The following is a 25,493-nucleotide window of genomic DNA, read 5'->3' on the forward strand; positions in this document are numbered from 1 at the left end:
GTCCTCAAGTCTCCCTGCAAGTTCGTTGTCTCAAGCTGTCCGCAATTCGGCCTTGGCGCGCTGAAGCAGCGCAGGTCCGTCGCCGGCAATCTCGACGCTCTTGATGCGGGCCGTGTGTCCCTTCACGACGCGCACGGTCGAACCCGCGACGCCGAGCCACCTGGCCAGCACCTTCTCCACTGCCGCGTTCGCCGCACCCTTGTCCGGTGCTGCGCGTACGCGCACGCCGAGCAGGCGCGTGCCGTCGGATTGCGCCAGCGGCCCTTCGACGGCGTCTTTAGCAGCCTTCGGCGTTACCCGCAGCCGCAGGCGCAGACCATCACTTGTGACGGAAAGGAAATCCAGTTCCGTGCCGGCAGTCATCCGCTGGGGCTTACACGCCCAGCATCAGGTTGCGGATGAAACTCTGCAGGAACATCAGGATCAGGATGAGGATGATCGGCGAGATGTCGATGCCGCCGAGATTGGGCATCACGTTGCGGATCGGCCGCAGCGCGGGCTCGGTCACCCGCCACAGGAAGTCGGCCACCGTGGCGACGAACTGGTTGCGCGTGTTGACCACGTTGAAGGCGATCAGCCAGCTCAGCACCGCCGAGGCGATCAGCAGCCAGATGTAAAGCTGGATCGCGATGATGATGACCTGCCCGACGGCCAGAAGAAATGCGCTCATGTCTCGTCCCGCGTGAGAATTCCAGTGGCTTGCGCGGCCCTCGTCCGTATCCGGGCCGACCCGTTGACTGTTAGCCGTGCACGCGTACGCGCGCAAGGGACCGACGCGCTGCTTGACAGCCCCCCGGACCACGACGTAAATGCGCACCTCTTGGTCAGGGGCCGTAGCTCAGTTGGGAGAGCGCGTCGTTCGCAATGACGAGGTCAGCGGTTCGATCCCGCTCGGCTCCACCATTTCCCCGCACATTTCAAATGTCAGCTTGAACGCAAAACGCCGGCGCGATTGCGCCGGCGCTGCGGATTCCGGTCGAGGCGTGGTCCGGTCTAGGCGACCAGCCGTGAGGCTTCGCGCACCTTCGCCGTCGTGCCCTCGATCTGCGCGGTGGCAGCCGAGATTGCCTGCACGTCGTCGCTGATCGTGTTCACGCCGGACGACGCCGTGTGCATGTTCTCGGAGATGTCCCGGGTCACCGCTGACTGCTCTGAAACCGCGGCTGTAATGCTCTCGGAGATCTCGCTGATCTGGCGAATGATGCCCTTGATCTTGTCGATCGCGCCGACAGCGCTGATGCTGGAATTCTGAACGGCGTTAATCTGCCCCCCGATCTCCTCCGTCGCCTTGGACGTCTGCGAGGCGAGGTTCTTCACCTCCGAGGCAACCACCGCGAAGCCCTTGCCGGCTTCGCCCGCACGGGCCGCCTCGATGGTGGCGTTCAGGGCAAGCAGGTTCGTCTGGTTGGCGATGTTGTCGATCAGCTCGATGACATTGCCGATGCTCTGGGCATTTTCCGACAGGCCGCTCATGATCCGGCCCGACTCTTCCGCCTCTGCCACCGCCTGGGTGGCGATGTCGAGCGCGTGGGCGACCTGGCGGGAAATTTCCTCGACCGATGCCACGAGTTCCTCCGCAGCCGCCGCGACAGTCTGCACGTTGGCCGATGCCTGCACCGAGGCCGACGCCGCGTTCCCGGCGCGCATGGCCGCATCCGAAACTGCTGATGCAACCTCGTTCAGGTCGGCATCGATTTCCTTCTGGATGCGCGCCCGGCGCAGCCGGTCGTTGACCTGCTCTGTGATGTCGCTGGCGAACTTCACCACCTTGAAGGGGCGGCCCTTGTCATCGAAGATCGGGTTGTAAGTGGCCTGTATCCAGATTTCCTCGCCGCCCTTTCCAAGACGCCGGTATTCGCCGCTCTGGAAGTTTCCCTCCGCCAGCATCTTCCAGAACTGCTTGTAGTCCGGCGAGGCGACGTAGTCGCTCTCGCAGAACATGCGGTGGTGCTGTCCACGGATTTCCTCAAGCTGGTAGCCCAGCCCGTCGAGGAAGTTCTGGTTGGCCCAGATGATGGTTCCGTCGAGTTCGAACTCGATGACGGCCTGCGCGCGGTCGATGGCCTTGAGCTGGCCGCTGGCTTCGGCTGCCTTGCGCTTTTCGGCGGTGATGTCGGACGCGATCTTCACGACCTTCACGGTGCGGCCGCTGCGGTCGAAGACCGGGTTGTAGGAAGCCTGGATCCAGATTTCCTTGCCATCCTTGCCGATGCGCATGAACTCGCCCGCCGCGAATTTGCCAGCCGAAAGGGTGTCCCAGAACACTTTGTAGTCGGCGCTGGTACGTTCCTCGGCTTCAACGAACATGCTGTGGTGCTTGCCGAGGACTTCGTCGCGCGAGTAGCCCATTGCCTTGAGGAAGTTTTCGTTGGCATCCAGGATCGTCCCGTCGGGCTTGAACTGAATGATCGCCTGCGAGCGGCCGAAGGCTTCAACGATGGCGGCGGCATCACCGCCGGTCTTCAGGGCGTATCCAAACATGTTCAACTCCATACTCATCGGGTCCGACGAAATGTGCGGCGCGATTTGTTATCCGGCTCATTTAGCGCAGCGGCATCTAACGCGGCGTTAAGTTCCGGCTTGAATGCTGTGGTTTCAACTTGAGGTGGAGTGATACGGCGCGGTTCTGGCTGCCGGATCACCTGAGGGTCACGCCACTTGGCGCGACGCCTCCTGCACTTTCGAGGCCGTTCCCTCGATCTGCGTCGCCGCGGACGAAATCGCCTGGATGTCGTTGGTGATCGTTTCGACACCGGCGGACGCCGTCTGCATGTTCTGCGAGATGTTGCTCGTGACGGCCGATTGCTCGGTCACGGCAGACGCGGCGAGCATCGCGTCGGAATCGTTACGTCTGAAAAGCCTGGCAAACACCGGCAGTCTCCGTGCCAACAGTTGAGATGCCTCGTATTTGAACCAAAACGTTTGCGTCTTCTTTTCCGGGATATCGCGGTTTTTTAGGTAAATTGAAAAAAACCGCCATCCGGTTGCAAAAATCGACATCGCCGCGCAGGCGAGCAGCGCATGCGCGCGCGCAAAAGCGCGCCGCGACACCCATTTCGGGGCGGCGGATCGCACGAATATTGATTTTGGTGGAGGTGAGGGAGAACCGGTACTCCAGGGGTACGCGGTTCCGGTTCTCCCTCGACAAGACGAGCCGGCTACGCAAGACCATCTGCCGGCTTGGCATGGTTAAGAGCAAGCGGCGGGCCAGCCGTGCCAACTCAATATCTGGTGTGTGAGACAGCCAAACACCACGAGATGGGCGATGCGGCGATTGTCAGATCGCAATGCGACTCGCAATCTGCAAATCAGGATTCGCAATTTGCGAAAACTGGCCCGGTTATTCCGCTGCTAGTGCCGCTTCCTGGTCGCGGCTTGAGAGCCACACATTGAGGAAGCGCTCCAGCCATGCGTCGATGGCCGGATCGTGTAGGAAACGGCCGCGAACGTGCTCGGCCTTGGGCTGCGCGCCGGGCAGCGCCAGCCGCGCCGCGCCCTTCGTGGTCCAGCGATGGACCATCAGCCGCGTCACTTCCGGGTGGAACTGGATGCCATAGGCCGTCCGCCCGACGCGGATCGCCTGATTTTCGAAATCGCCGTCGCTGCGGGCGAGAAGCTCTGCGCCCTTCGGCACCTCGAATCCCTCGCGGTGCCACTGGTAGACGTGGCTCGGCCAGCGATCCATCAGCGCGTGGCCCGCACCGGTCGGCTGGATCGGGTAATAGCCGATCTCCGCACGCGAATGGGGGTGCGCCTCGACCTTGCCGCCCAGTTGGCGAACCAGCATCTGTGCACCGAGGCACACACCGAGGAACGGCGCTTCCTGCTCCAGCGTCCGCCCGATCAGCGCATACTCGTCCTCAAGGTAGCGCTCGCAGTCGTTGGCGCTCTGCGGGCCGCCAAACACGACGACGCCGGCGTAGCCCGACAAATCCTCCGGCAACTCATGTCCCAGGCACGGCCGGCGGATATCGAGCGCGTAGCGCCGCTCGCGCAATTTCAGCCCGATTCGGCCGGGCGTCGACGTTGGCTGGTGCACGACGATGAGCACCTTGCCGGCTGTCTGGCCCTCACATGGCACTGAAACCACCATCGAGCTTGATTTCCGCTCCCGTCATGTATCCGGATTCATCGCTGGCGAGATAGACGGCCGCGTGGGCAACGTCCTCGACGGTGCACAATCGGCCAAGCGGGGCCTGCTTGGCAAGTTTCCCGCGCTGATCGTCGTCCAGTTCCTTGCGCTCGCCGCCGCGCGCGAAGACATCCTGCAGCAGCGGCGTGTCGATGAAATAGGGGTGAATGGAATTGCAGCGCACGTCGTTTCCGCCGCGCGCGGCGTGCAGCGCCGTCGCCTTCGTCAGCATCCACACGCCTGTCTTCGCCGCGTTGTAGGCGGCAAGGTTCGAGCCCGCGATGATGCCAGCGATCGAGGAAATGTTGACGATGGAGGCCGGCTGGCTGTCGCGCAGCATCGGCAGCGCCAGCTTCGTTCCAAGGTAGACCGAATCCAGATTGACCGACATGCCGCGCCGCCAGTCGTCCGGCTCGATCTCCTCAACCGAACCCGGCACCCAGATGCCGGCATTGTTGACCAGCACGCTCAACCCACCGAGCCGATCCTGCACGACCTTCAGCGTGTCGCGCCACGCGGCCTCGTCGGTCACGTCATGGGCGCAGGCGTGAACCTCACCACCCGGCCCAAGGCTGGCGGCAGCATCATCCGCCGCATCTGCATCGAGATCTGAAATCAGCACCCGCGCGCCTTGCGCGAGGAATTCCGCGGCGATGGCGCGACCGACCCCGCCCGCACCGCCCGTGATGAGCGCGCTCTTTCCGGAAAGCCTGCCGCTCATTCGCTTCCGTGGTCGCGTTCGACGCGCTTGCGAAGCCGGATGCGCTCGCGCGATGACACGTGCAGCAGTTCGGCGATCCGCCACAGCGCGTTGTCCTCGAACTCGTGGACTGTGCCGTCGGCGTAGACCATCTCCCACAGCATCTCGACGACGCGCCCGCGGCCCTCATCGTCAAGCTTGCGGTTCAGCACACTGGTGAAGGCATAGAGATCCACCGATTCGAGGCTGCGCTGGCGGGCGGCCTCGACCAGCTCTTCCGTGCGCTTCTCGTCGAGATCGAACTGCTCGGCGAGGACCTGGCGCATGGTGTCCTTTTCCCGGTCCTCGACGATGCCGTCGACCGCGATGACGTGGAACGCCAGCGCGGCAGCCGCCAGCTTCTCGTCATCCGGCGAGTAGCTCGCGGTTTCGTCTTCTTCCGCCCCTGACAACTCGTCGATGAAGCGGGCAATGGACTTGAAAAGCGGCATCAGGCGGTAACCCCCACGGCGCAGGCCGTGGCGGCCCGCTCAGAAATCCTCGAACTCCATCGCCTCGTAGACGCGGCCGGCATTCTTCGTTGCCAGCTCCTCGAACGTGTCGAGCTTCTCGTATGGCGACTGGTCTACATAATAGGCGCTCGCCAGATCGCCGCCAGAGTCGATGTGTTCACGAATCTTCTGGCGAAGGTAGACGAGATAATCGTGCGTGTAGAGCCTCACCTGCGCCATGTTGGTCGGGTGGCCATGGCCGGGGATCACGTAGAGCGCGCCGAGCGCCTCGAATTCGTTCTCCCAGGTCTCGATCCAGCCCTTGGTGTCGGTCTCCGGGAAGATCGGCGGCATGCGCTCGTGAAAGGCCATGTCGCCGGCGATCACCAGCTTCTCCTCCGGCAGCCAGACCTGGATGTCGCCGGGGCTGTGGGCGGGGCCGAGATGCAGCACTTCGATGGTGAAGCGCCCGATTTTCAGGTCCTTGCGGTCGGAGAAGGTTTCCGTCGGCAGCGCGATGGTCGTGCCCTCGGCGCGCTCTTTGCTGCTGGCCTTCATGCTGGCGAGGCTCTGCGCACCGTATTCCTCGAATTCGTGCGCGGCGTCCTCGTGCGCAAGGATCGGCACGCCCTGCTCCGCCCAGTAGCTGTTGCCGAGCATGGCGTGGCCCTGCCCGTTCTCGTCGATGACGAGCACCACCTCCTGGTCGGTGATGAGCTTGATTTCGTCGTGTAGCGCCTTGGCCAGCAGGTAGGCCGCCCCGCCATTGACGACGACCACGCCCTCACCGGTGATGATGAAGGTCAGGTTGTTGTTGTGCCCGGCATTCTCGTAGGTGCCCGGCCCGGTCTGGCCGATGGCGGTCCACACGTCCGGCACCACCTCAACCGGATGCGAATAGAGTAGCGAATCCGGGTACTGGTCTGCGATCTGCTGGTTGGCGAGGGCGGGTTCCGGCACGCTTGCAAGCGCCGCCGCCCCGAAAAGCGCACCAAGAGCCAGCGCGCGCACCTTGCGCAAGTTGTCGCGTGTCATCGCATCCTCCCGAAATATTCTGTTGTGCGAATACGATGCCTGCCCGCCACCGCACTGGCAAGTCGGGAAAGCGACGGATGGGGGTGCAATGGAGAAAGAAGCTGGTGCCGCCAGGGTGACTCGAACACCCGACCTACGCATTACGAATGCGCCGCTCTACCAACTGAGCTATGGCGGCTCACCGAGCCAGTCCGACCGTGTGAGACGGCCGGATCGCGCTCACCCGAGCCATACCGGGCGAACGTTGTGGGGCAAATACCCTCGCCGTGATCCGAATGCAAGGCGCAAGTGGCGCAAACTCAGCGGGAGTTGAACATCCCGAACCACTTGCGCTCGCTGTCCTCGTCGTCGTCCTGCGGTCCCGGATCATCCGGCGCGCGCGCAAAGACCGGTTCCGGGTCAGGCTCCGCGCTTGCCGTCGTGGCCTTGGCAGGCTCCGGCTTCGGCGCTTCGGCGTCCGAAGCTTTTGCCGGAGGCTTCGACGCGGCAGCCGCAGACTTCTTCTTAGTCTCGGGCTTCTCGGTGGACGGCGCAGCGTCACCGGCCAGTGCAACCTCGCTCTTGGGGGCCGCGTCATTGGTTGACGCTTCAGCGACAATCACCGGCGGCGTATCCGGCTTGCCGGCCTTCGGAGCCTCGTCAGCCTTTGGCGCATCATCGCCCTTCGGCGGTGTCGAATCGTTGGCGGGCTTGGCCGCGGCAACCGGTGCCGGCTTCGGGGCCGGGCTGGACACCTCACGCGCCTCGCCCGTGACGTCGATGAGCAGCGGTGCTTCCTCGCCATCGGGCGCGAAGGGCCGGGCTTCCAGCACGGAAGCGCTCGGCGGCGCAACGTCCTCGTCCGGCACGCGCCATTCGTAGGCGTCGAGGTCCCCGGTGATCGGCGAAACCGGCGCCCACGAATCGCTGACATGCCCGTCCGCGACCCATGCCGGGTCGCGCGGGGCGCGCAGCGCACGGGCGAACCACTCGCGCACCTTGCCCTTGTCGCCATGTTCGCCTTCCTCGATTTCCGCCATCAGCAGGCAGACGCGGCGGCTCGGACGCTGTGAGATCAGCGGCTCCAGCGCCTCGCGCGCGGCGTTCCAGTCGAGTGCCTCGATTGCCGCGTTGGCGACCGCGATGCGCGCTTCCTCGTTGCCCTGCGCCTTGCTGGCAAGCGACTTCACGCGCTTCAGCCTGTCGCGCACCGAATCGCCGCTGCGCACATGGGCGTAGACCTCGGCAATGTCGGGGTGCGGGTTCGCCTTCCAGGCCTTCTCCAGCACGCTGGTGGCCGCGCCCATCTTCCCTTCTGAGGCATTGATGCGGCCCGCGATGACGGCTGCGGGCACGAGGCCCGGCGCGAGCTTCACGGCTTCGCTGGCCGCAACCTCGGCATTGGCCGGCTCGTGTTCTTCCAGCGTCTGCGCCTTGGCGGTGAGCAGCACGGCCTTCTTGCGCCGCATGGTCGCCTTGTCGACGACGCCGTGTTCGTAGTTGCGCTGCAGCCGCTCGATGGCCGCGTCCCAGTCCTCTTCCGCGACGCGGGCGCGCAGAGCGGCATCCGCCGCCCATTCAAGGCCCGGCGCGCGCTTGACTGCTTCATCCGCGTGGCGCGCGGCAAACTCCATGTCGCCCTGCCGTTCGGCTTCCACGTAGAGGCCGTGCAGGCCGAGCAGCGCGGTTTCCTTGTTGTCGAGCATCTCGCGGAATGCGGAGCGCGCCCGCTCGGGATCGTTGTTGAGTTGGGCGGACTGGGCCGTGAGCAGGTTCACCAGCGGTTCGCCTTCCAGCAGGTTGCGGGCCTGCCTCGCCTGCGAGGCCGCCAGCGCCGGGTCGCCCGCACCGACCGCGATGATGCCGCGCGACAAGGCCTCGTAACCGCGCATCTGCCGGCGATGGCGGAACCACGAGCCGACTGCCTGCGGGCCGTCGATGATCCAGCGGTAGATGGTCCAGAGCAGGATCAGCAGGCCGGTAACGAAGATCAGCCCCAGCGCCATGGCCATGAGGCTGGTGCGGATCTGCTGGCCCTGCCACGTCATCACCACATCGCCGGGATGGTCTGCGAGCCACGCCAGCCCCACACCCAGGACCAGAACGCCGACCAGATAGAAAAGAACGCGAATCATCTTTACCGCCTAACGCTGACCGGGCCGGTCACGATGCCTGCCCGAGGCCGGACAGAACGCCCCGGCCGATTTCGTCGAGTTTGCGCTCCACGCCGACCTTGCGCTCCAGCGACTGCGCCCATTGTGCGCCCGCCTGCTGCGCCGGGGGCGGCAGCTTCTGCCATTCGGCAAGGGCCTCTGTGAGTGCGCCGTCATCAAGCTGCGTCTCGATGCGCGCGACAACCGCTTCCGGCTCGTCGCCAGCCAGTGCGCCGATGGGCCGCACGGTGACGATGGAGGTCGCGTTGTCGAAGAGCTTGGCGAAGAAGCCTGCATTCGGATTGTTGTCGGCAGCCGAAAGCACGTCGCGGATGATCGCGTCGAACCCTTGCGCCAGTTCACGCCGCGTGGCGACGCCTTCGGCAGCCGCAGCGGTGAGCGCATCGCCTTCGCCAGCCTCCGGCAGGAGCGCCGTCAGTGCTTCAAGCTCCGCCGTGAACGACCCGCCGCGATTGACCGCCGCACGCAGGTCCGACAGCGCCAGCGCAACGGCTGCCTGCTGGGCGGCATCCTGTGCGCCGCCTGCCGCAGCAACCTGCTCGGACAATTGTGCCATCTGCTGCTGGATCGCAGCGGTGGCGTCGCGCGCCTGAGCAAGGCCGGTTTCCGTCTCGCCGATACGCGCGCCGAGCGCATCAAGCCGCTGGTTGACCTCGCCAAGTGCGGCATCACTGCCGGGCGCGGCCTTGAGGGCTTCGACATCGGCTTTCAGCGCGGCGATGGCCGTTTCGATCCCGGCAATTGCCTCGACCGACCCGCCTTCCACGCCGCTGGCTGCCATGGCATCGAGCCGCGTCCTGAGTTCCTCGTTGGCCTGCCCAAGGTCGGAAATCTGCTCGCTCAGCGCCTCCTGGCGGCTCGCGGCTGCGTTCTGGTATCCATCGAGCGCCTCGCGCAGGGCAGCGATCTCGTCAGGGTTGGCGCCACCGGCTGCCTCTGCGTCCGCAAGCTTTTGTTCCAGTTGTGCGCGCTGTTCAGCCGCTGCGCTCTGCTGGGTCTCGATGGCTTCGAGCCGCGCGGCCAGGTCGCCGGAGACATCACCCGCATCGCCGTTCATGCTCGACAGCCCGTAATAGGCACCGACCGCGATGACGCCGCCCAGAAGTCCGGCCAGCGCGTAACCGCCGATCCCGCCACCCGAATTGTCGGACGTGGTCGCGGGCTTGCGCGGCGGCACCGATGAAGATGACGCGGACGACTGGGCGCGCGAACCCGCATCAGAGGCCGCCGAGCGTTTCGGTATCGAATCCTTCGTCGAGGCAGGTGAAGTAGAGGTGGCGGACGAGGAAGGCTTGGCCGCCGTGCTGCCGGGCTTCGGCGCGTCGCTTTTCGGGGCGCTCGAGGCTGAGGATGATTTCGCCTGGGCGGCTGAGGCTGCCGCGGCCGCCGCTGCGGGCTTGGCATCATCCTTCTTCGCGATGCTGTCAGCCGGTTTCGGCGCGTCCTTGGCCGCGTCCTGCGGCTTGGCGGGCGTTGGCTCGGCCTTGGCGGCAGCAGCGGGCGTGTCCGTCGGCTTCTTCGCAGACGTGTCGTCGGGTTTGGGCTTGTCCTCGACCTTTTCGGCTTTCAGGTCGATGGTCCGTGGCTTCACGGGGTTGGAGCCGCGCCGGCGACCAGTCTTGCGTTCCGCCATGTTCGTCCTCTCATCGGCGCTGGGGACGCGCCGTCAATTTTATCTGTCGCCCACTTCACCAATATCCAGAGCGCGAAGCAGTTCCATCATCGCGTCTTCATCGGGCGTTTTGGCGACGAGAATGCGTTCGCGTTCCTGCGTTTCTGGCATCATAGCGGCCACGGCGGGCGAAAGACAAAGGAAACGGACCCTTTCGCCCAGCGAGAGGCCCTCAGCCTTGATGAGATCGAAGAACGCGGCGGCTGAACGCGGTGAGTGAAACAGCGCTGCGTCGAGTCTGTCATTGGCGATGTCGGCGCGCGCCTCGTCCGGCAGGGTGGGGACCGGTTCCGCCGCGTAGGCGACGACGCGCTCGGCCTGAAAACCGCGTGCGAAAAGCGCACCGGTGAGGTCACCGGCGGTGTCGCGTGCACCGATATGGACGATCAGCCCGCCTGCGGGGTTCACGTCACCGGCGATGTGGTCCGCCAGCACCTCGACCCCGCCGGGGGCGGCTGGCGCGCGCACATCCACGAACCCGGTCGCGCGCGCCTTGTCCGCCGTCTGGTCGCCGACCGCGTAGATCGTCACGCCATCCAGCGTCGCGCGATGTGCGACAAGCGCCGGGACTACGCTGGCGCTGGTGATGGCAATGGCCTGCAGGGAGCGCGCCGGCAGGGAAAACGGCTGGAGAACGATGTCGAGCGCCGGCGCGAGGATCGGCTCATGGCCCAGTGCTTCCAGCCGCGAAACGGTGCGGGCCGCCGCGTCTGCGGGGCGTGTGACGAGGACGCGCAGCGCGCGCTCAGCCATGGGCCCGCACGGCGGCCATGAAGTCTTCGCCGGCCTCTTGGAGAACCTTTTCGCCCGCCACCGTGCCGATGGCCTCAGCGTCTTCGGCCTTGCCCGCCAGTTCGGTTTCAACCACCGCACTGCCGTCATGCTGGAGAACGAGGCCACGGAACGAGATCTTGCCGCGCGCGAAACGGGCGAGACCGGCAATCGGCGTGCGACAGGAGCCGTCCAGCATCCGCAGGAAGGCGCGCTCGGTGAGCAGTTCGGCGCGGGCGGCTTCATCGTCGATGCCCGCCATCAGGCCTGCAGTGCGCTCATCGCCGATCCGGCTTTCCACGCAGACGCAGCCCTGCCCGAGCGCCGGCAGGAACTCGTCCTCGCTCAGCAGTTCGGTGACCTGGTCGGCAATTCCGAGCCGCTTCATGCCGGCAAAGGCGAGCATCGTCGCGTCGACGTCGCCGTTGGCGAGCTTGTCGAGGCGGGTGCCGACATTGCCGCGAAAGTTGATGACCTTGATGTCCGGGCGGCGGCGCTGGATCTGCGCCTGCCTGCGCAACGAAGCGGATCCGACGACCGCCCCGCGCGGCAGGTCCACGAGCCGCTCGGCAACCGGCGAGAGATAGGCGTCGCGCACGTCCTCGCGCTCGAGGAATGCCGACAGTTCCAGCCCGTCGGGCAACTCCGTCGGCATGTCCTTGGCTGAATGCACCGCGATATCCACCGCGCCGCAGATCAGCGCCTCCTCGATCTCCTTCGTGAACAGCCCCTTGCCGCCGGCTTCCGACAGCGGCCTGTCGGTGATGCGGTCGCCGGTGGTGCGGATGATCTCGATGTGTATGTCGTCGCGGCCCACGCCGTGGACGCGGCAGACCAGGTCGCGCACGTGCTCGGCCTGCCAGAGGGCAAGCGCGCTGCCGCGCGTTCCGATGCGAAGGAAGGGTGTGTTCGGCACGAAGCTGGGGTGTCCTGTCAGGTTGGCAGGGAAGGTCGCGGCGGACTATAGAGGAGCGATCCCGGCGAGGGGAACCACCCCCGGGCGCGACATCCGCGCGCCCCTCCTCGACACGCCACAAGGCCACAAGAAAGCCCGCGCGCATCCCATGCAGGTCATCGGCATCGAAACCAGTTGCGACGAAACGGCGGCCGCCGTCGTGCGCCGGAATGCCGACGGCACCGGCGAGATCGTCTCCAACGTGGTGCTGTCGCAGATCGAGGAGCATTCCGCCTTCGGTGGCGTGGTGCCGGAAATCGCCGCGCGCGCCCATGTCGAATCGCTCGACCGCATCATTGCTGCAGCACTCGATGATGCCAGCGTGACGCTGGCCGATATTGATTGGATCGCCGCAACCGCCGGACCGGGGCTGATCGGCGGGCTGCTCGTCGGCCTGACGACGGCCAAGGCGCTGTCCTGGGCAAGCGGCAAGCCATTGCTCGCGGTCAACCACCTGGAGGGCCACGCGCTCACCGCGCGGCTGACGGACGCCATCGCCTTCCCCTACCTGCTGCTGCTTGTCTCCGGCGGACACACCCAGCTTGTCGCGGTGCATGGCGTCGGCGACTACCGCCGCCTTGGCACGACGATTGACGACGCCGCGGGGGAAGCCTTCGACAAGACCGCCAAGCTGCTCGGCCTTGGCTATCCCGGCGGATCGAAGGTCGAAACGCACGCGCAGGCTGGCGACGAGAAACGCTTCGCCCTGCCGCGCCCGCTGAAGGGCCGCGCCGGGGCGGACTTTTCATTTGCCGGGTTGAAAACCGCCGTTCGGCTCGCCGCGCAGGATGCCAGCCCCTTGAGCGATCAGGACGTGAACGACCTCGCCGCAAGCTTCCAGCGCGCGGCCATCGACTGCATCGCCGACCGCACGAAGAACGCCCTGAAGATGAGCGCCGGCACGCGCTTCACCGCGCTGGTCGCTGCAGGCGGCGTTGCCGCGAACAAAGCCATCGGCGAAACGCTTGCGAAAATTGCAGCCGACAACGGCTTGCCGCTGGTGATGCCGCCGCTGGCGCTATGCGGTGACAATGCCGCGATGATCGCATGGGCCGGCGCCGAACGCCTGGCGCTCGACCCCGCGCCCCGGGACATGACCGAGCCGGCCCGCGCCCGCTGGCCGCTCGATAGCCTGACAAAGCCGGGAGCCGCCGCATGAATCGCATCGGGGTCATTGGCGCGGGCGCATGGGGCACCGCACTGGCTGCAACGGCGCGCCGCGCGGGTGCCGACGTGCTGATTTGGGGCCGCGACGGCGAAACGGTCGCGACAATCAACCGTGACCACGAGAACAGGCAGCGCCTCCCCGGCGTCGCACTCGACCCGGCCATTCGCGCAACCGGCGACCCGGCGGACTTTTCAGATTGCGAGGCGCTGCTGCTGGCCTGCCCGGCGCAGGCGGTGCGCACCGTTCTTGCGGAATTTGCGGCCCACATCGCGCCCGGCACGCCCGTCGTCATCTGCGCGAAAGGCATCGAGCGCGACACCGGGCTGTCCATGGCCGAGGTCGTCTCGAATGTTTCGCCCGAGGTGACCGTCGCGGTCCTCTCCGGCCCGAGCTTTGCGGGCGATGTTGCCTCCGGCAAACCCACCGCCGTGACGCTCGCCTGCGCCGACGAGGCGAAGGGACACGCACTTCTTGAAGCCATCGGCACCCGCACCTTCCGCCCCTACTATTCCAGCGACGTGACGGGCACGCAGATCGGCGGATCGGCGAAGAACGTGCTGGCAATTGCCAGCGGCATCGTCGACGGGCGCGATCTCGGCGCGAGCGCGTCCGCAGCCCTCATCACGCGCGGCTTTGCCGAACTCGCCCGCCTCGGCATGGCGCTTGGCGCGCGACCCGACACGCTGGCCGGTCTCTCTGGCCTCGGCGACCTCGTGCTGACTTGCGGCAGCCGCCAGTCCCGCAACATGGCCTTCGGCCACAGGCTCGGCACGGGATCGAGCGTTGACGACGCGTTGGCGGCCTCGCGCGCCGTGGCGGAAGGCGTCTGGACCGCCCCGGCGCTGGTCCAGCTTGCACGGGACAAGGGCATCGAGATGCCCATCGCCTTCGCAGTTGACGCCGTCCTCGCACGGCGTATGTCTGTCGACGAAGCAATCGAGAGCCTGCTCGCACGCCCCTTCCGGGCCGAGACGGGTTGATCTCAAGAAGATTGCGCTCAACGAGGAAACGACCATGCTTTTCGCCGCCATTTGCAGGGACAAGCCGGACTCGCTGGAGATCCGCATGAACGCGCGCCCGGCGCATCTGGAGCACCTCAAGACGCACGCCGATTCCGTGCGGCTCGCAGGCCCGCTGCTGGCCGATGACGGCGAGACTCCGTGCGGCAGCCTGCTTGTCATCGAGGCCGAAGACGTGATCGAAGCCCGCAAGATCCTCGACGCCGACCCCTATGCCGACGCCGGTCTGTTCGAGACCATCGAGCTCAGCCCGTGGAAGTGGGTCGTCGGCAACCCCGACGCCTGATTTCATTCCCTAGCCGAAACGAGAAGGTCCAACGTGCCGATGCAATACTGGTTGTTCAAGTCCGAGCCGTTCAAGTGGTCGTGGGACGACCAGAAAGCCCGTGGCGACAAGGGCGAGGAATGGGACGGAATCCGCAACTACCAGGCACGCAACTTCATGCGCGAGATGAAGATCGGCGATCGCGGCTTCTTCTACCATTCCAACGAGGGGCTGGAGATCGTCGGCATTGTCGAGGTCTGCAAGGAGATCCACCCCGATTCCACCGCCGACGACCCGCGCTGGGAATGCGTGGACATCAAGGCTGTCCGCGACATGCCCAAGCCGGTCACGCTGAAGCAGGTGAAGGCGACGCCGGAACTTTCCGACATGTCGCTGGTCACCTCGATGCGGCTGTCGGTCCAGCCGGTGAAGCCGGAGGAGTGGAAGATCGTCTGCCGCATGGGCGGGCTGGATGACGCCTGAGCCGGAAGGCAAGGATCAAACGAGAGGCCGCGACTGGCGGCGGCGCTTCATTGCAGAAAACACCGCCATCAATTCCCCGCCCCATGTGCCGGAACTGACCCTGCATCTGGCAAGCGAAGCCTTCGACCTCTGGCACAAGACCGAGGAAGAGCTTGAGGAGATCGGCCTGCCGCCGCCATTCTGGGCCTTCGCGTGGGCCGGTGGGCAGGCGCTTGCGCGGTACATTCTCGACAATCCGCACATCGTTTCCGGCAAGCATGTCGCCGATATCGGGTCCGGTTCCGGGCTGGTGGCCATCGCCTCGATGAAGGCCGGGGCCGCTGGCGCCACTGCCATCGATGTCGATGCCTTCGCGCTGGAGGCCGCCGACGTGAACGCCGCCCTGAACGGAGTCAGTATCGTCGTACGGCGCGGCAACGAGGGTGACTCCTTTCCCGACTTGCCACCGGAAACCGGTGTACTGCTGCTCGGCGATGTCTTCTACGACCGGCGACTCGCCCCCGCCATGGTGGCGCTGGCCAGATCATCGCTTGAGAAAGGCCGCGCGGTCTTTGTCGGCGATCCGGGGCGCGCCTACGTGCCCGACGCCGCCATGCTGGAGGAACTTGCCCTCTACGAGGTGCAGGTGCCGACCGCGCTGGAGGACCAGGAGGTGCGCAAGTGCCGGGTCTTCCGCTTTGTCGGCTGACCCTTGTTCCCGCTCACGCGAACGCGACGTGCAGCCGGCATGATTCCGCGCTAGCGTGAGCCGAGGCGAACGTGGGGGAGCGATCATGACCTTTGCCGGCATCAACTATCTCAGCGTTTTCCTGGCCGCCGTGGCGGGGTTCATCACCGGTGCTGCGTGGTACACGGTCCTCGGCCGCCAGTGGATGGCAGCCCTCAGCAAGAGCAAGGACGAGATGAAACCCTCGCCCCTGCCGTTCGTCCTGTCATTCGTGGGTGAATTGCTCATGGCCTTCGTGCTGGCCGGCATGATCGGCCACCTCGGCGAAGTGACCCTGCGCAACGGCATCATCTCCGGTGCATTCGTCTGGGCGGGCTTCATCCTGACCACGGTCGTCATCAACAACGCCTACCAGGGTTCGCGCTGGGCACTGCCGGTGATCGACGCCGGCCACTGGCTGGCGGTGCTGCTCGTCATGGGCGCGGTGATCGGCTTCATGGGGGTCTAGGTTTCGCCCCGCACTGCCTGCGCGGTCAGATACTTACCGCCAAAGTTTAACGCCCCACCCGTTGCCGCAGGCGCGAAGTCTTGCGATGAATGCACCCAAGGGAAGGGATGCGGCGCGAAACGATGACGCTTTTTCCGCGCGCGCCAACCATCATGACTGGCAGGGGCTCGAGACCTTCGGCACGGCTTGCCGGATTTTCCTGCAAATCAACAATGCCGCCGCAAAGGCGCGTCGAGAGGGAGCGACATGGACGACAACGTTTACCCGGTTTCGGATGAGTGGGCGCAGCGCGCCTTTGCCGACAGCGCCAAGTACGAGGAGATGTACAAGGCCTCCGTCGAGGACCCGGAGGGGTTCTGGCGCGAGCACGGCAAGCGTCTCGACTGGATGAAGCCCTACACCAAGGTCAAGAACACGACCTACGCGTACCCTGACGTCTCCATCAAGTGGTTCGAGGACGGCACGCTCAACCTGTGCACCAACTGCGTCGACCGCCATCTCGAAAAGCGCGGCGATCAGGTTGCGATCATCTGGGAGGGCGACGACCCGGCAGACGATGCCAGGATCACCTTCAACGAGCTGCACGAGAAGGTCTGCAAGCTCGCCAACGTGTTCAAGTCGGCCGGCGTCACCAAGGGCGACCGCGTCACCATCTACCTGCCGATGATCCCGGAAGCGGCCTACGCGATGCTGGCCTGCGCGCGCATCGGCGCGGTGCATTCCATCGTCTTCGGCGGTTTCTCGCCGGATGCGCTCGCCGGCCGCGTGGTCGACTGCGAGTCCCGCTTCATCATCACCGCCGACGAAGGCATTCGCGGCGGCCGCAAGATCCCGCTGAAGGCCAACACCGATGCAGCCATTGCCCTTGCCGAGAAGCAGGGCGGCGGCGTCGACAAGGTCATCGTCGTCAACCGCACCGGCGGCGACGTGAAGTGGAACGACATCCGCGACGTGTCCTACGAAGACGAGATGGAAAAGGCCTCCGCGGAGTGCCGCGCCGAAGAGATGAATGCCGAAGACCCGCTCTTCATCCTCTACACGTCCGGCTCGACAGGCAAACCCAAGGGCGTGCTGCACACCACCGGCGGCTACGGCGTCTGGGCCTCGATGACCCACCAGTACGTCTTCGACTACCACGACGGCGACATCTACTGGTGCACGGCGGATGTGGGCTGGGTCACCGGCCACAGCTACATCGTCTACGGCCCGCTGGCTAACGGTGCGACGACGCTGATGTTCGAGGGCGTGCCGAACTACCCGACCGTCTCGCGGTTCTGGGAAGTCTGCGACAAGCACGATGTCAACATCTTCTACACGGCACCCACCGCCATCCGCGCACTGATGCAGGCGGGCGAAGAGCCGGTGAAGAAGACTTCACGCAAGTCCCTGCGCCTGCTCGGTTCGGTCGGCGAGCCGATCAACCCGGAAGCCTGGGAGTGGTACTACAAGGTCGTCGGCGACAGCCGCTGCCCCATCGTCGACACGTGGTGGCAGACCGAAACCGGCGGCATCATGATCACCCCGCTGCCCGGCGCGACACCGCTCAAGCCCGGTTCCGCCACGCGCCCCTTCTTCGGCGTGCAGCCGCAGCTTGTCGACAATGACGGCAAGCCGCTGGAAGGCGCGACCGACGGCAACCTGTGCATCATCGATTCCTGGCCCGGCCAGATGCGCACGGTTTACGGCGACCACGAGCGCTTCGTGCAGACCTACTTCTCCACCTACAAGGGCAAGTACTTCACCGGTGACGGCTGCCGCCGCGATGCGGACGGCTACTACTGGATCACCGGTCGCGTCGATGACGTCATCAACGTCTCCGGCCACCGCATGGGCACCGCGGAAGTGGAATCCGCCCTCGTTGCGCATGAATCGGTGTCGGAAGCCGCTGTCGTCGGCTACCCGCACGACATCAAGGGCCAGGGCATCTACTGCTACGTGACCCTGATGTCCGGCATCGAGCCGAGCGACGACCTCAGGAAGGAGCTGGTCGGCTGGGTGCGCAAGGAGATCGGCCCCATCGCCTCACCCGACAAGATCCAGTTTTCGCCGGGCCTGCCCAAGACGCGCTCGGGCAAGATCATGCGCCGCATCCTGCGCAAGATCGCCGAGGACGATTTCGGCGCGCTGGGCGACACCTCGACGCTGGCCGACCCCGGCGTCGTCGACGATCTCATCGACAACCGCCAGAACAAGAAGGGCTGAGCGACCCGCGCGCCTGCCTTCACATCTGGAACGATCATGCCCTCGCCGGTCTCATCCGGCGGGGGTTTTTTGTTGAACGGCAGATGAACTGCGCTTTCCGTTTCCGTTCGGTCAGGCTGGATCAATCTCGCCCCATCGAATTTCTTTGATGGAGACAACGATGAAGCCCGCACAACTGATCGCAGCCGCCGCCCTGACCCTGGCTGTTGCAACCCCGGCGCTGGCCGGCAACAAGCTCGTCACCCCGCAGGACGGCGCGTTCAAGGTCGAGAAGGCCCAGCTCGCGATCAAGTCGCCGAACGTGAATGCCTGCCCGGCCAATGCCAAGGTTGCCGGCTGGATCTTCACCAACAAGCCCGGCCCGGTCACCTACATGATGGTGCGCAAGGGCGGCCAGGTCGGCGCGCCGAAGACCATCACCGCCAAGAAGGGCCCCGCCGGCTACGTCGCGTCCTTCTCCCAGACCATCCAGATCCATCAGGCGATCGATGCCGAATACCGCATCCTCGTCTCCCATTCCGGCGGCGTTGTCTCCAACTGGGCCCCGCTCAAGGCAAGCTGCAAGATTCCGCTCGGCGGCTGATGCGGCCTCGCGCCCCACACCTCTACCTCCCTCTCCTTGTGGTGAACTGGCCCTGCCCTCTTGGCGGGGCCTTTTTTGTGGACGGGATGCAACAATCGGCAAAAATCAAACGGCTGAACGCCTCGATGCCGATCACTTGTGCAATCCGGAGCGTCGTCTCTCTTGCCGCTGCGAAAACAAATCAGCGATAGTTTTGGGAGGGGCTCCCTTCCCAACGCGATCTTAACGACCTGCCGTTACGGTGGGCGGCTCGACATGAACTGCGCTGAGGCAATATTGGCGATGACCCGTATCTCTCGTTTCCTGATCCTGTTCGGTGCCCTGTTTATCGGTGCCACCCTCGTGACCCCGCAGCCGGCCAAGGCCGCCAGCGAGGTGAAGATTTCCACTAAGTACACGCCCGGTACCATCGTGGTGCGCACCGGCAAGCGCCGCCTGTACTACGTGACCGGCCGTGGCCGCGCGATCGCCTACCGCGTCGGCGTCGGCCGTGCGGGCCGCCAGTGGGCCGGCTCGACCCGCGTCGCCCGCAAGGTGACCAACCCGTCCTGGATCAATCCTTACGACAAGAAGCGCAAGGTGATCCCGCCCGGACCACGCAACCCGCTCGGCCCCCGCGCGCTGGCACTGGCCCACGGCCAGTACGCCATACACGGCACCAACAATCCCGGTTCCATCGGGGGCGCCGTCTCGCTCGGCTGTATCCGCATGTACAACAAGGACGTGCTGGACCTGTATCGCCGTGCCCGCATCGGCACGAAGGTTGTCGTGACGCGCTAGTCGCTCACAAACATCTGGTCGAAGACATCATCGGCGCCGGGACCTGCTCCCGGCGCCGTTTTCTTTTCAGCGAAATTTTTTCAGAAAAATCTTCCGAGTTGATTTCACGCCCCGTACACGCCGCCGGATGAGGCGCTGAAACACATGCAAGTCTCTGATTGGACTTCGCTTTCAGCTTTTCGCCCCAATCTCGACATGAATTCGACATGAACGGACGGCTCAGGGCCGGTTCAGCGCGCCGGGCACATTTTCCGTCTCACGGTCGCGACAGCGCGGCTGTTTTTGCAACGGAGAAACAAGATGAAGACCTCGACTTTCAGTGCCGCGATTGCCGTCGTTGTTGCGACGGGATTTCTGGCGAGCCCGGCCCAGGCCGAGACCAAGCTGCGCGGCGTTGGCATCGTGTCCAACCAGAATGCTCTCGGCGCGCTCCCCCGCCTCGTCGCCGTGCGTTCCGGCAACAAGATCGTCCTCAAGGATCAGCAGGTGCGTATCCCGGTCCGCATCGGCGGCACGGTGAAGAATGCGTCCAGGCATTTCGTCATTTCGTTCGCTGACGTGCGTTCCGGCGGTGGCCAGCGCTTCAACGTGAAGCCGCGCAGTGGCGACATGCGTTCGGTCAATGCGTCCATCGTCCTGCCGTTTCGCAAGAAGCACTACGGCACGATGGGTTCGAATGCCCTGAAGGCCTGCAACGGCTACGCCGGCACCACGCAGACGGTAATCGGCTTCAGCTTCCCTCTCGTCCTGGAAGTGGGTGCCTACAACAGCCGCTATAAGCCGGAAGTCGGCAGCCCGTACACCTCATGGCCCGGTGCCTCGGTGAAGTCCGCCAAGGTCGTGATGCAGGGTGAAGTCGTCTGCCCGGCCGCAGCCCGCCCGGTTCGCGTGTCGTCGGTGAACCTGAACATCAAGCGTGCCAACGCCGCCTGTCCGATGAAGGTCGTGCTCGCCGCGTCCATCCGCACCGACAAGGCCGGCAAGACCCGCCTTGTCCTGCGCCGCAACGATGGCGCCACCGATACGGTCGACGTCATCGCCCGCAAGGTCGGCAGTCATTTCATCGCCCACTTCAAGCGTGGTTACACGTTCAAGGGTGCCGTGGCCCGCAAGTACCGCTTCGAGACCAAGAAGGGCACGCCCTTCACCGACTGGGTCGACATGAAGTTCGATTGTCGCCGCCCCGGCGGGCTGGCGAGCTAAGGCCGACCTCCATACGATGGAGCGAAAGGGCGCCCGCTACGGCGCCCTTTCTGCTTTCTGGAGCCTTTGGAAACTCAGTGACCCGCGACGCCGGCCCCCGGCCGGCGTGGATCCGACGCGCCGGCCAGAAGGCCATCATCGAGAACCATGATCGACTGCACCGATCCGGATGCGCGCCAGGTCTTCACGCTGTGTCCCATTTCTTCCAGCAGCCGAGCCGTATCGGCGCTGAAGCCCCGCTCCAGCCACAGCGTTTCCGGGTACCACTGGTGGTGCATGCGCGGCGCGGCGACTGCTTCCGCCGGGTTCATGTCGAAATCCACCATGTCGGAAATCCCCTGCGCGGTCATGGAGATGATGCGGCTGCCGCCGGGCGTGCCGGTGACGAGTCGCAACGTCCCGTCCCGGAAAACGAATGTCGGGCTCATCGAGGACAGCGGCCGCTTGTTTGCAGCCGGTGCGTTCGCCTCCCCGCCGATCAGACCGTAGGCGTTGGGTACGCCGGGGGCTGCGGCGAAATCGTCCAGTTCGTTGTTGAGGAAGACGCCGGTCCCTTCCGCCACCAGCCCGAGGCCATAGGAGAAGTTCAGCGTGTAGGTGTTGGAGACCGCGTTACCGTCCTTGTCGACGACCGAAAAATGCGTCGTCTGCGGGCTTTCTTCGCCGGGCAGGTCGCCAGCCGAGATATCAGCCGACGCGCTGGCTTTTTCGAGGTCGATCGTCTGCGCGCGTGCCATCAGGTACGCCTCGTCAATGAGCGCCGCGACGGGCACGTCCACGTGGTCCGGGTCGCCGAGATAGGTCGCGCGGTCCGCGTAGGCGCGGCGCATGGTCTCGGTGAGCAGATGGACATGGGCGGCGCTGTTGTGGCCGCTGGCCTTGAGATCGAAACCTTCCAGCATCTTCAGGATCTGGATCACGTGAATGCCGCCGGAGCTGGGCGGCGGCATGGAGACGATCTCGTGCCCGCGATAGGTGCCGCGCACCGGCTCGCGCAGTTTCGGCTCGTAAGAAGAGAGATCATCTGCCGTCATCACGCCGCCGGCACTGCGAACCGCAGTGGCAATCTTTTCGGCAACCTCGCCGTCGTAGAACGCTTCCGGCCCGCGCTCCGCGATTGCCTTGAGTGTCTCGGCAAGCGCCGGCTGGGCGAGGCGGGTGCCCGGTGCCGGGGCCTTTCCGTCGAAGTCGTAGAAGATCACCGCCGTCGACGGGTGCTTCAGCAACCGCTCCGATGCCTGCGTGAGCGACATGGACAGATCGTCGGTAACGACCATGCCTTCTGCTGCAAGCGCGATGGCCGGTTCGATCAGCTGGGCGAGTGTGAAATTGCCGGAGCCGTAGGTTTTGTGCGCAAGCGCCAGCCCCGCCACCGTGCCGGGAACGCCGGTGCCAAGCCCGCTGTCGCGCGACAGCTTCGGGTCCGCCTTGCCGTTTGCATCCAGATACATGTCACGGGTCGCGGCGGCGGGCGCGGTCTCGCGGTAGTCGATCGCGATGGTCTCAGCCGTCTCGGCCAGGTGCACGAGCATGAACCCGCCACCGCCGAGATTTCCCGCGCGCGGAAGCGTCACCGCCAGCGCGAACCCGGTCGCGACTGCTGCATCCACCGCGTTGCCACCCTGCTGGAGAATGTCGCGGCCGATTTCGCTGGCCCGCATCTCCTGGCTGGCAACCATGCCGTTTCGCGCGTGAACCGGGTGGAACCGCTCGTTGCCCGTGACGATGGGCATGACCGCGTCCTGCGCCAGCGCCAGCGGTGCGGTGATGAACGCTGCAAGTCCGATGAGCAGCGCGCCGATCCGGTGTGAAAGCATGGCCCCGACCCTCCCTCGTTTCACTTAATCCAGCCATAAACTAGCGCCTGGCACGGATACAGAAAGGGCGGCCAGCGTGGCCGCCCGTTCAAGGCTCGGGAGAAGAGGTGTGCGCTTCCTACGAGGTGAGCCGCAGGTTGCGGATCTGGATTGCGATGGCGCCGAAGGCATCCTTGAGCGCCTCCCCGGTGGTGGCGTTGAAGTAGTGATCGGTGCTGGTCGTCGCGCAGTCCTTCAGCAAGGTCTGCGCGGTCGGCGGGGCCTTGAACGCGACGGCGTATACGACGATGTCTTCCTTCTTGGCGCGCTTGCAGAGCTTTTCCGCCTGCTTGGTGGAACTGCCGTTGTTCACGTACCAGGTGTTGAATTCGCCATCGGTCATCACGATCAGCACCTTGAGCAGGTTGGCGGTCTTGTAGGGCTCCGGCTTGCTCTTTGTCGGCCATACGGCGCTCCATTCGGGCGACAGCATGTACCAGCCCCACGCGATGCCGATATGGCCTGCGGTCATGCCGCTCGCGCCGTAGTCGTTGATCTGGTCGACGAGCGTCTTTCGGGAATTGGTCAGCGGCTGGATCTTCGAGCCGGGGCAGGACCACGTGACCGAGAACGGGGCGACGCTGGGAGGCTTGTCGTCGAACTTGCCCTTGTTGTCGCGTTCAATGACGCATGGCGTGTTCTTGTTGCCGGTGGCCACGTAGGCGTAGTCGCCGACATTCACGGAGTTGGCGTAGGGCGCGAGCGCGATGCGCACCTTGTCGGTGCCGACGCCGTCATCGGGCATCAGCAATTCGATCAGGTCCTTCGCGGCGGTCTTCAGGTCGGCGATCTTGCTCCCCGACATGGAGCCGGTGACATCGAGCACCATGGATAGCTCGACCGTCAGCATGTTGTAGTTCACCGAAGCATCGACGTTGAAGGCGACGTCGTTGATGCCGAACAGCCCGCCGAACGCGGCGTGGGAATCGCCCTTCACGGTTGCCTTGAGCAGTCCGTTGGCGTCATCCGCCGTCGTGTTGATTGCCGTGATGACGGTCTGGTTGAGCGAGGTTTCTGCGGCCAGTTCACCAAACAGCGTCTTGACCCGCGCAGGTGCATCCTTCGCCGTCACCGTGCCGATGGAGAGATCGCGCCCGACAGCCAGAAGCACAGCGTCCAGCGTATTCGCGGCAACCGTGCGCGCCTTGGATGCCCGGCCGTAGTCGATGCCGACGCCGATGATCATCGCGAGGATGGGAAGAACCAGTGCGAAGATGATCGCGGCTGCGCCGCGCTCGTTGGCCATCCATGCCACACCCATGTTTTTCAGGCGTGCCGCCGCGGTCGATCTCATCGTCGCTCTCCCTCCAATCGGGCAGGACTGCCCGTAACGTGGCGCCAATTTCGGCCTCCACCGTGCAGAAAGAGTGAATTTGATCGAATATCGAAAGCCTGGACTTGCCGTTGGGTTAGCAAGCCGTAACCGCGATTGCGCATCGAACCCGGAATCGCATGGAAATCGTGCGCGCCTTGAGGGCTTGTCTCAGAAGTCCGTCGCCAGGCCGCCCACTTCCCAGTCGCCGTAGCGCACCGGCTCCGGCCCGTCGCGGCCGTAGAGTTCCTTCGGTGCGACCTTCGACCCGGCATCCTGCGTGGCGCGGCGAGCCTCGGCTTCGGCCTTCGCGCGCGCAGCCGCTTCCGCGATCCGCCGTTCCTTCACCGCGCTCTCCGGTCGTGCCTTGTCTGCCATGTCCCTGCCCGTTCAATCCACGTTTGTCGCGCTGGCCCGCAACTTGGAACGCTGGGCACCCGCAACCATATAGAACGCAAACGCGTTCCCGTTAGATCGCGCGAGCACCGGGCTTTTGACAAGCCAAGACGCGCTTTGCGGAGTTGTGACCAAGATGAACTACTTCAAGACCGGGCTTCTGCTCGCGGCCCTGACGGGCCTCTTCATGGCCATCGGCGCGGCCCTTGGCGGCCAGCAGGGCATGATGATCGCCTTCTTCGTGGCGCTGGCGATGAATGCCTTCAGCTACTGGAATTCCGACAAGATGGTGCTGCGCATGCACGGCGCGCGGCAGGTGGATGCCAAGTCCGCACCAGAGCTGCACCAGATGATCGCGGAGCTCTCCCGCAATGCCGAATTGCCGATGCCCAAGGTCTACATCATCGACAATCCGCAGCCCAACGCCTTCGCCACCGGCCGCAACCCGGAAAACGCCGCCGTTGCCGCCACCACCGGCATCCTCCAGACGCTGAGCAAGGAAGAACTCGCCGGCGTGATGGCGCACGAACTGGCCCACATCAAGAACCGAGACACTCTCATCATGACGGTGACGGCGACCATCGCCGGTGCCATTTCGATGCTGGCGAACTTCGCGATGTTCTTCGGCGGCAACCGCAATTCCAACAATGGCGGCATCGGCATCATCGGCTCGCTGGCGATCATGATCCTCGCGCCGATGGGTGCGGCCATCGTCCAGATGGCGATCAGCCGGACGCGCGAATACGCCGCCGACCGAATGGGCGCGGAAATCTGCCGGAACCCGGCCTGGCTGGCATCCGCCCTCGACAAGATCGCCGGGGCCGCGCAGCGCATCCCGAACATGTCCGCCGAGCGCAACCCGGCCACTGCACATCTGTTCATCATCAACCCGCTGTCGGGCCAGCGGATGGACAACCTGTTTTCCACCCACCCCAACACCGAAAACCGCATCAAGGCCCTGATGCAGATATCGCAGGAGATGGGGTCCGGCGGTGCGGCACCTGCCAGCCCGCAACATGGCGGGCCGTGGTCGCAGCCGCAATCTTCCGACCCGCGCGGGCCCTGGGGCTGAGGCAGGCGCGTTCAGGCAGGCGCTTGAGGGATTGACGCGGCAGCCCCCGTGATGTGAGTTCGCCCGCCCT

The 25,493-nt window shown here is 65.1% G+C and carries 26 protein-coding genes and 2 tRNA genes; 12 read left to right on the top strand and 16 right to left on the bottom strand.

Translation table 11 applies throughout. From position 1 onward, the window contains the following. Nucleotides 1-30: 30 nt before the first annotated feature. Both ACKTEK_RS14405 and ACKTEK_RS14410 read right to left on the bottom strand, forming a co-directional pair. A complete protein-coding gene (locus ACKTEK_RS14405; RefSeq protein ID WP_409165985.1) occupies nt 31-363 on the bottom strand; it encodes a DUF167 domain-containing protein in 333 nt (110 codons plus the stop codon). A 10-nt stretch (nt 364-373) separates the two neighbouring features. Further along, nucleotides 374-670, bottom strand: coding sequence for a YggT family protein (locus ACKTEK_RS14410; RefSeq protein ID WP_409165986.1), 297 nt, complete (start codon nt 668-670; stop codon nt 374-376). A gap of 157 nt (nt 671-827) precedes the next feature. On the opposite strand from ACKTEK_RS14410, the gene ACKTEK_RS14415 reads away from it, so the two are divergent. After that, nucleotides 828-903, top strand: a tRNA-Ala gene (locus tag ACKTEK_RS14415). Between the two features lie 90 nt (nt 904-993). On the opposite strand, the gene ACKTEK_RS14420 is transcribed toward ACKTEK_RS14415, so the two are convergent. The 11 genes from ACKTEK_RS14420 to hemC all read right to left on the bottom strand — a co-directional run bounded on the left by ACKTEK_RS14420 (nt 994) and on the right by hemC (nt 11,870). Next, the gene (locus ACKTEK_RS14420; RefSeq protein ID WP_409165987.1) at nt 994-2,481 is read right to left on the bottom strand and encodes a PAS domain-containing protein; all 1,488 of its coding nucleotides are present in this window, start codon (nt 2,479-2,481) and stop codon (nt 994-996) included. Between the two features lie 168 nt (nt 2,482-2,649). Next, on the bottom strand, nt 2,650-3,075 hold the full coding sequence (locus tag ACKTEK_RS14425; RefSeq protein ID WP_409165988.1) for a hypothetical protein: 426 nt from the start codon (nt 3,073-3,075) through the stop codon (nt 2,650-2,652). Nucleotides 3,076-3,340: 265 nt separating this feature from the next. Beyond that, entirely contained in the window at nt 3,341-4,093 is a 753-nt protein-coding gene (locus ACKTEK_RS14430) for a glutamine amidotransferase (protein ID WP_409165989.1), read from the bottom strand. After that, a complete protein-coding gene (locus ACKTEK_RS14435) occupies nt 4,071-4,853 on the bottom strand; it encodes a glucose 1-dehydrogenase (RefSeq protein WP_409165990.1) in 783 nt (260 codons plus the stop codon). The genes ACKTEK_RS14430 and ACKTEK_RS14435 overlap by 23 nt, the downstream gene beginning before the upstream one ends. Continuing rightward, entirely contained in the window at nt 4,850-5,323 is a 474-nt protein-coding gene (locus tag ACKTEK_RS14440) for a TerB family tellurite resistance protein (protein ID WP_409165991.1), read from the bottom strand. The genes ACKTEK_RS14435 and ACKTEK_RS14440 overlap by 4 nt, the downstream gene beginning before the upstream one ends. A gap of 39 nt (nt 5,324-5,362) precedes the next feature. Next, nucleotides 5,363-6,358, bottom strand: a complete 996-nt coding sequence (locus ACKTEK_RS14445; RefSeq protein WP_409165992.1) for an MBL fold metallo-hydrolase — start codon at nt 6,356-6,358, stop codon at nt 5,363-5,365. A 102-nt stretch (nt 6,359-6,460) separates the two neighbouring features. Beyond that, a tRNA-Thr gene (locus tag ACKTEK_RS14450) sits at nt 6,461-6,536 on the bottom strand. Between the two features lie 121 nt (nt 6,537-6,657). Then, the gene (locus tag ACKTEK_RS14455; protein ID WP_409165993.1) at nt 6,658-8,472 is read right to left on the bottom strand and encodes a heme biosynthesis HemY N-terminal domain-containing protein; all 1,815 of its coding nucleotides are present in this window, start codon (nt 8,470-8,472) and stop codon (nt 6,658-6,660) included. Between the two features lie 28 nt (nt 8,473-8,500). Beyond that, complete coding sequence (locus ACKTEK_RS14460) at nt 8,501-10,144, bottom strand: hypothetical protein (RefSeq protein ID WP_409165994.1); 1,644 nt, start codon at nt 10,142-10,144, stop codon at nt 8,501-8,503. 39 nt (nt 10,145-10,183) lie between these two features. Beyond that, nucleotides 10,184-10,936, bottom strand: a complete 753-nt coding sequence (locus ACKTEK_RS14465; protein ID WP_409165995.1) for a uroporphyrinogen-III synthase — start codon at nt 10,934-10,936, stop codon at nt 10,184-10,186. Then, the gene (hemC, locus tag ACKTEK_RS14470) at nt 10,929-11,870 is read right to left on the bottom strand and encodes a hydroxymethylbilane synthase (RefSeq protein ID WP_409165996.1); all 942 of its coding nucleotides are present in this window, start codon (nt 11,868-11,870) and stop codon (nt 10,929-10,931) included. Before hemC ends, ACKTEK_RS14465 begins: the two co-directional genes overlap by 8 nt. Before the next feature lie 148 nt (nt 11,871-12,018). On the opposite strand from hemC, the gene tsaD reads away from it, so the two are divergent. The 10 genes from tsaD (at nt 12,019) to ACKTEK_RS14520 (ending at nt 20,787) form a co-directional block, all read left to right on the top strand. Continuing rightward, entirely contained in the window at nt 12,019-13,068 is a 1,050-nt protein-coding gene (gene tsaD / locus ACKTEK_RS14475; RefSeq protein WP_409165997.1) for a tRNA (adenosine(37)-N6)-threonylcarbamoyltransferase complex transferase subunit TsaD, read from the top strand. Continuing rightward, complete coding sequence (locus ACKTEK_RS14480) at nt 13,065-14,057, top strand: NAD(P)H-dependent glycerol-3-phosphate dehydrogenase (RefSeq protein WP_409165998.1); 993 nt, start codon at nt 13,065-13,067, stop codon at nt 14,055-14,057. Before tsaD ends, ACKTEK_RS14480 begins: the two co-directional genes overlap by 4 nt. 34 nt (nt 14,058-14,091) lie before the next feature. Next, complete coding sequence (locus ACKTEK_RS14485) at nt 14,092-14,382, top strand: YciI family protein (RefSeq protein WP_409165999.1); 291 nt, start codon at nt 14,092-14,094, stop codon at nt 14,380-14,382. Between the two features lie 39 nt (nt 14,383-14,421). Next, entirely contained in the window at nt 14,422-14,844 is a 423-nt protein-coding gene (locus ACKTEK_RS14490; RefSeq protein WP_409166169.1) for an EVE domain-containing protein, read from the top strand. Further along, nucleotides 14,834-15,532 (top strand): class I SAM-dependent methyltransferase, encoded by a 699-nt coding sequence (locus ACKTEK_RS14495; protein WP_409166000.1) that lies wholly within the window; start codon nt 14,834-14,836, stop codon nt 15,530-15,532. Before ACKTEK_RS14490 ends, ACKTEK_RS14495 begins: the two co-directional genes overlap by 11 nt. A gap of 85 nt (nt 15,533-15,617) precedes the next feature. Then, nucleotides 15,618-16,019 (top strand): DUF1761 domain-containing protein, encoded by a 402-nt coding sequence (locus ACKTEK_RS14500; protein ID WP_409166001.1) that lies wholly within the window; start codon nt 15,618-15,620, stop codon nt 16,017-16,019. A 246-nt stretch (nt 16,020-16,265) separates the two neighbouring features. After that, nucleotides 16,266-18,221, top strand: coding sequence for an acetate--CoA ligase (acs, locus tag ACKTEK_RS14505; protein WP_409166002.1), 1,956 nt, complete (start codon nt 16,266-16,268; stop codon nt 18,219-18,221). A gap of 160 nt (nt 18,222-18,381) precedes the next feature. Then, nucleotides 18,382-18,804: a hypothetical protein gene (locus ACKTEK_RS14510; RefSeq protein ID WP_409166003.1), complete on the top strand. Its 423-nt coding sequence runs from the start codon at nt 18,382-18,384 to the stop codon at nt 18,802-18,804. A 282-nt stretch (nt 18,805-19,086) separates the two neighbouring features. Beyond that, nucleotides 19,087-19,584: a L,D-transpeptidase gene (locus ACKTEK_RS14515; RefSeq protein WP_409166004.1), complete on the top strand. Its 498-nt coding sequence runs from the start codon at nt 19,087-19,089 to the stop codon at nt 19,582-19,584. Between the two features lie 300 nt (nt 19,585-19,884). Further along, the gene (locus ACKTEK_RS14520; RefSeq protein ID WP_409166005.1) at nt 19,885-20,787 is read left to right on the top strand and encodes a hypothetical protein; all 903 of its coding nucleotides are present in this window, start codon (nt 19,885-19,887) and stop codon (nt 20,785-20,787) included. Between the two features lie 74 nt (nt 20,788-20,861). On the opposite strand, the gene ggt is transcribed toward ACKTEK_RS14520, so the two are convergent. The 3 genes from ggt to ACKTEK_RS14535 form a co-directional block, all read right to left on the bottom strand. Further along, nucleotides 20,862-22,604 (bottom strand): gamma-glutamyltransferase, encoded by a 1,743-nt coding sequence (ggt, locus tag ACKTEK_RS14525; RefSeq protein WP_409166006.1) that lies wholly within the window; start codon nt 22,602-22,604, stop codon nt 20,862-20,864. 118 nt (nt 22,605-22,722) lie between these two features. Beyond that, complete coding sequence (locus ACKTEK_RS14530; protein WP_409166007.1) at nt 22,723-23,937, bottom strand: vWA domain-containing protein; 1,215 nt, start codon at nt 23,935-23,937, stop codon at nt 22,723-22,725. 189 nt (nt 23,938-24,126) lie between these two features. Continuing rightward, the gene (locus ACKTEK_RS14535; protein WP_409166008.1) at nt 24,127-24,333 is read right to left on the bottom strand and encodes a DUF1674 domain-containing protein; all 207 of its coding nucleotides are present in this window, start codon (nt 24,331-24,333) and stop codon (nt 24,127-24,129) included. Between the two features lie 154 nt (nt 24,334-24,487). Here ACKTEK_RS14535 and htpX point away from each other — a divergent pair, with 154 nt between their 5' ends. Further along, nucleotides 24,488-25,423, top strand: a complete 936-nt coding sequence (gene htpX, locus ACKTEK_RS14540) for a zinc metalloprotease HtpX (RefSeq protein ID WP_409166009.1) — start codon at nt 24,488-24,490, stop codon at nt 25,421-25,423. Nucleotides 25,424-25,493: the final 70 nt, after the last annotated feature.

Origin of the sequence: Tepidamorphus sp. 3E244, from assembly GCF_046159835.1 — a bacterium.
Lineage (GTDB): Bacteria > Pseudomonadota > Alphaproteobacteria > Rhizobiales > Tepidamorphaceae > JACKJK01.

What these genes read in the sequence shown, in the direction of transcription:
- ACKTEK_RS14535 (WP_409166008.1), bottom strand. Translation starts at nt 24,333, where the DNA reads ATGGCAGACAAGGCACGACCGGAGAGCGCGGTGAAGGAACGGCGGATC.
- ACKTEK_RS14440 (WP_409165991.1), bottom strand. Translation starts at nt 5,323, where the DNA reads ATGCCGCTTTTCAAGTCCATTGCCCGCTTCATCGACGAGTTGTCAGGG.
- ACKTEK_RS14410 (WP_409165986.1), bottom strand. Translation starts at nt 670, where the DNA reads ATGAGCGCATTTCTTCTGGCCGTCGGGCAGGTCATCATCATCGCGATC.
- ggt (WP_409166006.1), bottom strand. Translation starts at nt 22,604, where the DNA reads ATGCTTTCACACCGGATCGGCGCGCTGCTCATCGGACTTGCAGCGTTC.
- ACKTEK_RS14435 (WP_409165990.1), bottom strand. Translation starts at nt 4,853, where the DNA reads ATGAGCGGCAGGCTTTCCGGAAAGAGCGCGCTCATCACGGGCGGTGCG.
- ACKTEK_RS14515 (WP_409166004.1), top strand. Translation starts at nt 19,087, where the DNA reads ATGACCCGTATCTCTCGTTTCCTGATCCTGTTCGGTGCCCTGTTTATC.
- ACKTEK_RS14460 (WP_409165994.1), bottom strand. Translation starts at nt 10,144, where the DNA reads ATGGCGGAACGCAAGACTGGTCGCCGGCGCGGCTCCAACCCCGTGAAG.
- tsaD (WP_409165997.1), top strand. Translation starts at nt 12,019, where the DNA reads ATGCAGGTCATCGGCATCGAAACCAGTTGCGACGAAACGGCGGCCGCC.
- ACKTEK_RS14530 (WP_409166007.1), bottom strand. Translation starts at nt 23,937, where the DNA reads ATGAGATCGACCGCGGCGGCACGCCTGAAAAACATGGGTGTGGCATGG.
- ACKTEK_RS14480 (WP_409165998.1), top strand. Translation starts at nt 13,065, where the DNA reads ATGAATCGCATCGGGGTCATTGGCGCGGGCGCATGGGGCACCGCACTG.
- acs (WP_409166002.1), top strand. Translation starts at nt 16,266, where the DNA reads ATGGACGACAACGTTTACCCGGTTTCGGATGAGTGGGCGCAGCGCGCC.
- ACKTEK_RS14445 (WP_409165992.1), bottom strand. Translation starts at nt 6,358, where the DNA reads ATGACACGCGACAACTTGCGCAAGGTGCGCGCGCTGGCTCTTGGTGCG.
- ACKTEK_RS14500 (WP_409166001.1), top strand. Translation starts at nt 15,618, where the DNA reads ATGACCTTTGCCGGCATCAACTATCTCAGCGTTTTCCTGGCCGCCGTG.
- ACKTEK_RS14495 (WP_409166000.1), top strand. Translation starts at nt 14,834, where the DNA reads ATGACGCCTGAGCCGGAAGGCAAGGATCAAACGAGAGGCCGCGACTGG.
- ACKTEK_RS14510 (WP_409166003.1), top strand. Translation starts at nt 18,382, where the DNA reads ATGAAGCCCGCACAACTGATCGCAGCCGCCGCCCTGACCCTGGCTGTT.
- ACKTEK_RS14405 (WP_409165985.1), bottom strand. Translation starts at nt 363, where the DNA reads ATGACTGCCGGCACGGAACTGGATTTCCTTTCCGTCACAAGTGATGGT.
- ACKTEK_RS14490 (WP_409166169.1), top strand. Translation starts at nt 14,422, where the DNA reads ATGCAATACTGGTTGTTCAAGTCCGAGCCGTTCAAGTGGTCGTGGGAC.
- ACKTEK_RS14520 (WP_409166005.1), top strand. Translation starts at nt 19,885, where the DNA reads ATGAAGACCTCGACTTTCAGTGCCGCGATTGCCGTCGTTGTTGCGACG.
- ACKTEK_RS14455 (WP_409165993.1), bottom strand. Translation starts at nt 8,472, where the DNA reads ATGATTCGCGTTCTTTTCTATCTGGTCGGCGTTCTGGTCCTGGGTGTG.
- ACKTEK_RS14485 (WP_409165999.1), top strand. Translation starts at nt 14,092, where the DNA reads ATGCTTTTCGCCGCCATTTGCAGGGACAAGCCGGACTCGCTGGAGATC.
- ACKTEK_RS14465 (WP_409165995.1), bottom strand. Translation starts at nt 10,936, where the DNA reads ATGGCTGAGCGCGCGCTGCGCGTCCTCGTCACACGCCCCGCAGACGCG.
- ACKTEK_RS14430 (WP_409165989.1), bottom strand. Translation starts at nt 4,093, where the DNA reads ATGGTGGTTTCAGTGCCATGTGAGGGCCAGACAGCCGGCAAGGTGCTC.
- htpX (WP_409166009.1), top strand. Translation starts at nt 24,488, where the DNA reads ATGAACTACTTCAAGACCGGGCTTCTGCTCGCGGCCCTGACGGGCCTC.
- ACKTEK_RS14420 (WP_409165987.1), bottom strand. Translation starts at nt 2,481, where the DNA reads ATGTTTGGATACGCCCTGAAGACCGGCGGTGATGCCGCCGCCATCGTT.